Below are 7,772 nucleotides of genomic sequence, written 5' to 3'. Positions count from 1 at the left end.
GATCTAACGACAACGGCTGCGTACTGCGGCCGTTGTCGTTCCACTACCAGCATCGCTGCCGATCTATGCCGCCACGCGCGCAGGCATGGACGCGATGGTTTAGCGACGGCTAGGCTGCCGTGGACTTGAAGCTGGAACCGTCATTTGCGGGTTCCCCCTTTTTCCCGCGAGCGTTTCTCCTTCCCCCGCTTGCGGGGGAAGGTGCCCGGAGGGCGGATGGGGGCAGCGGTCTCGCGTTGTCCCTAGATGCAGCGCACGACCTCAACCGCGCGGGAGAAAGCGATGGATTGCCAGCGCTGCAGCAGTCCGGCCAACGCCTCTCCCTTATTGTCCTATTTGGGAACCGTTATTTGGCCCCCGTTATCTCGTTGCGAAACACTCAGCGCGTCATCGACGGACCAGCCTGGCTGACGGCTTGCTGGGGCTGCTCCAGCGCCTGCTGCTGTTCGCGCGCCTGGGCCTGAGTCTGGTTGATTGCCTGCAGGCGATCGAACGACTGGGTCTCTGGTGTCTGCACGGCGTCCACGGTCGGCATGTGTGCGCGCTGGTGTGCCGGATCGTTGAGGGCGCCCTGGACGACGAAGACCTTTTCGCCGGCGGCTAGCTGCGGTGTTGGGTTATTGAGCACCACATGGTCCACCCGCGACAATCCTTCCTCTTTTGCCAGCGCAAGCAGGCTGGCGGTCATGCGCTGGCTTGATGCATCCCACTCCCTGCCATGCAGGGCGTCTAGCTGCGTCACGCCACCCTTGATCTGCTGGTAAAGCGCGTGGTCTGGGTGGCCTGGCTGTGAAGGCGTCTGCGCCGGGGACCGTGGCGATTGTGGGTCGCGCTCTCGCAGCTCCTGCTCCAGCGCCTGAGCAGAAATCGGCGAGACGTGCAGGTGAGTGTCCTTGCTGTGCTGGAAGAGCCCAGGGGTTGGCGGCTGCTTACTACTGTCCAGGTATGGCATGGGACGGGTGTCGCTGCCCAGGTCAATGCCGTTGTGCTCCAAAATTTCTTCATTGAATCCCAGGCGTTGCATGTCCAGGATCATTGGCTGCTCCGGCTCGCCGGGCTTTGACTTGTTGTAGTGTCGCTCGTAGATGGCGGCTGTGCCGACCACCCAAGGACCGTAATGGTTGACGTAGTCGGACTGGCCCGCATGACCGATACGGGTGTCCTTGACCGACTTGTCGAAGTAATTCGCTCCCATTGCCTCGACATTATCCGCCGTGGGCGACAACGTCAGGTCGCTATTGAACGTCAGGTTTGCCTTGGGCGTATAGACGCTTGGATAACCGCTGCGCGTGACGAAATCTCTGGCCCGACCATCCGCAAACAGGTACACATCTTCAAGCGTAGGATTAGGATTACGACTCTTGACCGCGCTCACGATAGCGTTCCATCCGGCTATTTCGGCCGTTGCTTCGTCCGTACGATTACTGGCCAGCACCTTCTCGCCAGCAGCAGTGTAATCATGCGTGCTACGGGCAATTTTTATTGCCTCTGTTTTGAACTGTTCCCGCGCAAGCGCAGCAGTGGGGCTGTAAAGGCTATGCTGAATTTCATGTCCCATGACGAAGGTCAAATCGCCTGCTGCTGCATGCTTGCCGTTGGCATCATTCACCAGCGCTGCAAGCGGCAGATGAATTTTCTGATCGCGTGGATCATAGGTGCCTCCCGCATGCGGATCGTTTAACGGCGCGAAGCCTTTCAGCACCTTTTTTTTGCACCGCCTCGTTGATCTGGCGGGTCAACTCGGGCGAATCGTTCAGGACCCGGTTGAAGTTGTCCAGATGCTCACGTGTGACACCTGGTTGCTGACCAAATGACGCCACCACTGCACTTGCTTCTTGACTCAACATGTCCGCTCCTTGGACTAGCGAATTTGAACCCACTCTATGCACTGATGAGTGGTGCGCGCCAAAGGTTCGTCAGCCTCGCCACGCGGGAAGAGCTCCACGCGCATCCCTGGGCGTTGAAAAATATCGCTCATCCATCGCCCATCTTCGACAAGATTGCGCTGCCGCGAAAAACCCATTTTCTCGAGGTGCGCCGCAAATGCCTCGAAGTCGATCTGGCAGATATCCGACATAGTCGGAGACGCTTCTGGCGGATTAGGCAGGAACAGGAACTCGAACCATGCTCCCTTTACTTCGGTTTTGTTGACACCAAACCCGTAGTTCCAGTTTCGGGTCAGCACTCCGCTGGCACCGAACCGCCCGGAACCATCATCGCGATGCTGTACCGACTGGCCCATTGCTCGAGACACATGGTCGGCAGTGAACGATTCAATACTGGTGCTTGTGCGAATCAGCTCCAGTACCCGCTCCAATGCTTCCTGCGCGGTACGTGGTCCACCTTTGGAAGGATCTGCAGGTACGCGATCGGCTGAGGAACTCATGGCAGATGTCTCCGTGACGGTTGCCGGGGCTGGGGTGGCTGCTGTGTGGGCGCATGCGCCCAGGGCGAAGATGGCGAGCAAGGCGTAGAGGGGGCGCGCGATCATGAAGCGTCCGTTGTGCGCTGGTGTGGCTGCGACGCTAGTGGCATCGGGCACCGACGTCAATCGCAAGGTCTCTGGCACCCTCATCGCCGCACGCTGCGCACCTTGGCCGGCATCTCCACCGGCGGCAACACCTCCCTTCGGATGTAGACCCACTCGACGCATTTGTGCGCCACCAACTCTTGCGGTTCCGCAGCCTCGCCTCGTGGGAAGACCTCTACACGCATCCCTGGGCGGCTAAAGAAATCACTCATCCAGCGACCGTCCTCGACGATGTTGCGCTCGCGCGTGAATCCCATTCTTTCCAGCTGCTGGGTAAAGCGGTCGAAGTCCAGGCCGCAGATCTCGGTCATCGGGGGCGATGCGCCAGCCACATTGCGATCAAAACGGAATTCGAACCAGCGTCCATCGAGCTTGGTTTCATCGACACCAAAGCCGTAACTCCACTCTTTGGTGAGCCGGCCAAAGGCGCGGTATCGGCGTTCATCGTCTTTCACGAACTGAACCACCTGCCCCATCGCCGAATTCAGACGCTCGGGAGTGAAGTCGTAGATGGTCTGGCTGCCCTCGATCAAGGCAAGCAGCTGTCCAAGCAAATTCTCCGCAGTGGGCTTGTCAGGCGGCACAGTGGCAGGGCTGGATGAACTCAGGGCGGATGTCTCCGTGACGGTTGCCGGAGCTGCGCCGCCGGCCGCGTGGGCGCAAGCTCCCAGAGCCAGGATGGCGAGCAAGGCGTAGAGGGGGCGCGCGATCATGAAGCGTCCGTTGTGCGCTGGTGTGGCTGCGACGCTAGTGGCATCCGGCACCGAGGTCAATCGCAGGGCTTCTGGCAACCGCCGCATCATCGCCGCACGCTACGCGCCCTGGCCGGCGCCTCCGCCGGCGGCAACACATCATCAGCAGCTGCCCCGCGCTGGCGGTGATGCGCAGCTTGGTGCCGATGGCGAAGCCCAGTTGTTCCAGCCATAGGCCGCTGAGGCGGACATGGGGCACGTGCTGGTCGCCGGCGCCCGCGGCAATGAGGTAGCTGACGGCGGATTGGCGCGCTTGGCGTGTGGGCTTCACCCCGCTTTGTTGAACCTCAACGCGTCATCGACGGACCGGCCTGGGTAACGGCTTGCTGGGACTGCTCCAGCGCCTGCTGCTGTTCGCGCGCCTGAGCCTGAGTCTGGTTGATTGCCTGCAGGCGATCGAACGACTGGGTCTCTGGTGTCTGCACGGCGTCCATGGTCGACATATGGGCACGCTGGTGAGCCGGGTCGTTGAGGGCGCCCTGAACGATGAAGACCTTCTCCCCGCCCGCCAGCTGAGCCGTTGGGTTGTTGAGCACCACATGATCCACCCGCGACAACCCTTCCTCTTTTGCCAGCGCAAGCAGGCTGGCGGTCATGCGCTCGCTCGATGCATCCCACTGCCTGCCATGTGCGCTATCGAGCTTTTGCACCCCGCCTCTGATCTGCTGGTATAGCGCGTGATCCGCATGGCCTGGATCTGACGGAAGAAGGTGAAGTGACGTTCCTTGCGATGGGGATTCACGCGCACGGAGCTCCTGCTCCAGCTCTTGTGCAGAGATCGGCGAGACATGCAGATGCGTGTTCTTGCTGTGCTGGAACAAGCCCGGCGTCGGGGGCTGGGTGCTGCTATCCAGGTAAGGCATCGGGCGCGTATTGCTGCCCAGGTCAATACCATTGCGCTCGAGTATTTCTTCTTTCAATCCCAGACGTCGCATATCCAGAATCATCGGCTGTTCTGGCTCTCCGGGCTTTTGCTTGTTGTAGTGGCGCTCGTAGATGGCAGCTGTTCCAACTACCCACGGGCCGTAGTGATTGGCGTAGTCGGACTGACCCGTATGGCCGATGCGAGTGCCCTTGGCATCCTTGTCGAAGAAGTTTGCACCCATCGCCTCAACGTTGGCAGGAGTGACGGGCATCGTCATATCTGCGTTCAAGGTAAGGTTGGACTTGAGCGCGTAATTGAATTGCGGCATTCCGCCGGTTCGATCAATGAAGTCGTGCATACGGCCGGGTGCTTCCCGAAAGATATCTTCCAGGGAGGCATCCGGCTTCGCTTGCTTTACCCTGCTGACGGTTGCATTCCAGCCTGCAATTTCTGCGCTTGCTTCATCTACACGGTTGCTTGATAAAACCTTCTCCGCTGCGTCCGAATAATCGTGCGTGGTCTTGGCTATCTGCACCGCCGCGGTTTCGAACGCCTTACGGGAAGCAGCTGCGGTTGGGCTGTACATGGCGTGCTGTAGTTCATGCCCCAGCACAAACGTCATGTCACCGGAATCAAGCAACTTTCCGCCAGGCCCATTGGAAAGCCTGGACAGCGGTAGCCGGATGGAATGCTCACCTGGCGTGAACGTTCCGCCTGCATTCGGATCAGTCAGCGGCTTTAGACTGAGTACGCGCTGCTTGGCAACCGCATCATTGAATTGGTCAAGCAAAACGGGCGATGCGGCTAGCACACCCTGCAGATTGGTGACATGTTCCGGGGTGACACCTGGCTGGCGGCCGAAGTCATCAACAATGGCTTGCGCCTGTGGACTCAAAGGCATGACCGTTCCTTGGATTAACGAATGTAGATCCATTCAACACAGTGGTGCTCCACCCGCTCCTGCGGTGCATCAGCCTCACCTCGTGGAAACACCTCCACGCGCATGCCTGGCCGGCTGAAGAAGTCACTCATCCATCGCCCGTCTTCCACCATGTTGCGTTGACGTACAAACCCGGCGTTTTCCAGCTTCTTGGTAAACGTATCGAAATCGATCCCGCAGATCTCCGCCATGGACGGGGAAGCACCCGCTTGCGCCGGAATAAAAGTGAACTCGAACCAACGCCCCGCAGTAGGCGTCTGGTCCATGCCAAAGCTGTAACCCCACTCACTGGTAAGCGGAGCACTGGCGCCATAACGCTTGGGATCAGCTGCCGCACGCGTCACCGGAACCCCCATTTTGGACTGCAGGTAGTCAGGTGTCAGATCGTCCAGTCCATCAATAGCTTGAATCAATGCAAGCATGCGGGTGAGCGCATCCTCTGCCGTTCGTATTGGCCCACTGGGTTCACTGCCAGCGGGAGTGACTGCGGATTCGGATGAGGAACGCATGGCAGATGTCTCCGTGACGGTTGCCGCGGCTGGGGTGGCCGACGTGTGGGCGCATGCGCCCAGAGCGAGGGTGGCGAGCAAGGCGTAGAGGGGGCGCGCGATCATGAAGCGTCCGTTGTGCGCTGGTGTGGCTGCGACGCTAGTGGCATCCGGCACCGAGGTCAATCGCAAGGCTTCTGGCAGCCGCCGCATCATCGCCGCACGCTGCGCGCCCTGGCCGGCACCTCCGCTGGCGGTAACACCTCCATCAACAACTGCCCCGCGCTGGCGGTGATGCGCAGCTTGGTGCCGATGGCAAAGCCCAGTTGTTCCAGCCATAGGCCGCTGAGGCGGACGTGGGGCACGTGCTGGTCGCCCGCGTGGTCGTGGGCGCCGGGGTAATGGGTGTAGCTGACTGTGCATTGGCGCGGGCGGCGGGCGCGGCGGGGTGCGCGCAGCGTGCCGGGACCTTGCGGGGAGGCGTCCGGGTCGGGTGGCAGCATCGGTGGCAGCTTGGTGCGGTCGGGTTCCACAACGACCCACTGCACCCGCTTGGGTGGCGCGGAGCGCGCACGCGTGCGGGTGGGCCGTGCGTTGGCAGATGCCTTGGGTGGGCGGCGGCGTGTCATGGCGCCTCCGGGTGATGGCGGGTGATGGTTGCAGCGACGTACTGCTGCAATGGCACAGCTCTGCGTGCCGACAGGCGGCGCGAGGTGTGCGGCAATACACCGAGCTGGCGACTCAGCGGATGCGCGGTATGGTCTCTCGCCTGCTCAATAGCTGTGCTTGCATCGAGCCTGCGCAGCACATCGCCCAGATCCCACCGCAGGCGGTGAGCGGAAGCTGGCAACAGATCAACCGGCACAGATGCCGGCATGGATGGTGCGGTAGACATGGCAACGCCCTCCTGGAACAACCCAAGAACCGCCGCCAACGGCGACGGGATGTCGGGAGGTTCGAAACCGCACGTAGCCGGCGGGCATATTCCCCTTGCGGGTGTTGTATTAGCCGCCCTCCCGACGCAGGCATTGCGTCGGCTTGTACCTGCAGGATGCAGGCACAAAAAACCCACCGGTTTGACGGAGGTGGGTACCGCTACGTGAGGAGTTTCGACGCTCCTTGGGCCTAGATTGCAAGTACGCGGTCTGGCGTGTCAATACACGCTTGCGGGTCTCGCGCGGGTGTGTGCGCCGCTGGCGCAGTTCCATACGGGCCACGCAAGCCGAGCGCCGTCGTCTGATAAGTGCACCTGACGCCATCACGGTCCTTCCACAGCCCAGCAGCACAACGCATTAGGCCGGTGATGACGCGCCTCCCCAACCCCAGTAGCCTACCTTGATGGCCCTCTACAACATCACCGACCCGCTGGCCCGGGCAAGAGAACTTATCGCAACCGGCAACGAGCATTCACTGCTCTATGCAGCGCTTGAACTCCGATTCTGCTTCGAGTCCGTGGCCTACCAGAACTTGGCGGCATATGGAGAAGAGGTTTCGGCGGAGCTTACCCGCGAGTGGCGACCTGACCAGATCATCCGGATGCTGGCGCAATTCGACCCACACTCCGATCAAACGGCGAGCTTTTCCATCTCCGTTTCACCGCTTCCAGACGACCTCAACTTCGAAACCAGCGACTTGAAAAAGTTGTTTGGCGATCAAGAGTTCTTGCCCATAGGCGAAGCAAAGCGCATCCCTTGGTCAAAGTTCCGCACCTACTACAACACGCTGGGCAGCTACCTCCACCTCCAGAAGGACAGGCGCACGAAGCCCCCTAGGGTGGAAAAGCTCCAGCTTTGGATTTCCGAGCTGGAAGATGTAGCGAACTCAACCTTGATAGCGGCAGCCAAAGACATCGCCACCAGTAAGTGTTCGTGCGGCCAAGTGTTGATCTTGGGGCCCGCAGAACAAGCCGGTGACAAGGCAATCTTCTGTCCTAGCACCAAGTGCAACGCCAGCTACATCGCAATCAAGAACGATCCAGAGCATCGGATCGAAAAGATTCTGGCCGTCGGCCTTCTCTGCAAATGCACGGCCATGGTTCCCTTCGCCCCTGACAAGCTTCTCAAGCCAACCGTCTGCCCCAACTGCAAGGCATACGTTCGTGCGCATATCGGCGCTGACGTGATGATGCTTTCCGACCCACCCATGCGCGAAGACGAATCGGGCAGCTAGTTGCACCTCAAGTCCGACACCTCGTCCA

At 60.5% G+C, this 7,772-nt stretch carries 8 protein-coding genes and 1 pseudogene; 1 reads left to right on the top strand and 8 read right to left on the bottom strand.

What is annotated here, in order from left to right; translation table 11 throughout:
• Positions 1 to 379 precede the first annotated feature (379 nt).
• The 8 genes and pseudogenes from OZ10_RS20665 to OZ10_RS22875 all read right to left on the bottom strand — a co-directional run bounded on the left by OZ10_RS20665 (position 380) and on the right by OZ10_RS22875 (position 6,470).
• Positions 380 to 1,702 (bottom strand): XVIPCD domain-containing protein, encoded by a 1,323-nt coding sequence (locus OZ10_RS20665; protein WP_039565234.1) that lies wholly within the window; start codon positions 1,700 to 1,702, stop codon positions 380 to 382.
• 159 nt (positions 1,703 to 1,861) lie between these two features.
• Complete coding sequence (locus tag OZ10_RS22880) at positions 1,862 to 2,491, bottom strand: hypothetical protein (protein ID WP_039565238.1); 630 nt, start codon at positions 2,489 to 2,491, stop codon at positions 1,862 to 1,864.
• Positions 2,492 to 2,571: 80 nt separating this feature from the next.
• On the bottom strand, positions 2,572 to 3,243 hold the full coding sequence (locus OZ10_RS12725; protein ID WP_052210028.1) for a hypothetical protein: 672 nt from the start codon (positions 3,241 to 3,243) through the stop codon (positions 2,572 to 2,574).
• A gap of 86 nt (positions 3,244 to 3,329) precedes the next feature.
• Positions 3,330 to 3,541: pseudogene (locus tag OZ10_RS21350) on the bottom strand (SymE family type I addiction module toxin); the annotation flags it as partial.
• Positions 3,542 to 3,569: 28 nt separating this feature from the next.
• A complete protein-coding gene (locus OZ10_RS12715) occupies positions 3,570 to 5,048 on the bottom strand; it encodes an XVIPCD domain-containing protein (RefSeq protein WP_039565232.1) in 1,479 nt (492 codons plus the stop codon).
• Positions 5,049 to 5,062: 14 nt separating this feature from the next.
• Positions 5,063 to 5,701, bottom strand: coding sequence for a hypothetical protein (locus OZ10_RS12710; protein ID WP_162183135.1), 639 nt, complete (start codon positions 5,699 to 5,701; stop codon positions 5,063 to 5,065).
• An 86-nt stretch (positions 5,702 to 5,787) separates the two neighbouring features.
• Positions 5,788 to 6,204 carry a SymE family type I addiction module toxin gene (locus OZ10_RS12705; protein ID WP_039565229.1) on the bottom strand — a complete coding sequence of 139 codons (417 nt, stop codon included), beginning with the start codon at positions 6,202 to 6,204 and terminating at the stop codon, positions 5,788 to 5,790.
• A complete protein-coding gene (locus OZ10_RS22875; protein ID WP_236726977.1) occupies positions 6,201 to 6,470 on the bottom strand; it encodes a hypothetical protein in 270 nt (89 codons plus the stop codon). Before OZ10_RS22875 ends, OZ10_RS12705 begins: the two co-directional genes overlap by 4 nt.
• A 443-nt stretch (positions 6,471 to 6,913) precedes the next feature.
• On the opposite strand from OZ10_RS22875, the gene OZ10_RS12700 reads away from it, so the two are divergent.
• Positions 6,914 to 7,744 (top strand): hypothetical protein, encoded by an 831-nt coding sequence (locus OZ10_RS12700; protein WP_039565227.1) that lies wholly within the window; start codon positions 6,914 to 6,916, stop codon positions 7,742 to 7,744.
• The last annotated feature ends 28 nt before the right edge of the window (positions 7,745 to 7,772 follow it).

Origin of the sequence: Xanthomonas cannabis pv. cannabis (assembly GCF_000802365.1) — a bacterium.
GTDB classification, from domain to species: domain Bacteria; phylum Pseudomonadota; class Gammaproteobacteria; order Xanthomonadales; family Xanthomonadaceae; genus Xanthomonas; species Xanthomonas cannabis.
This window is presented reverse-complemented; position numbering and strand designations above follow the sequence as displayed.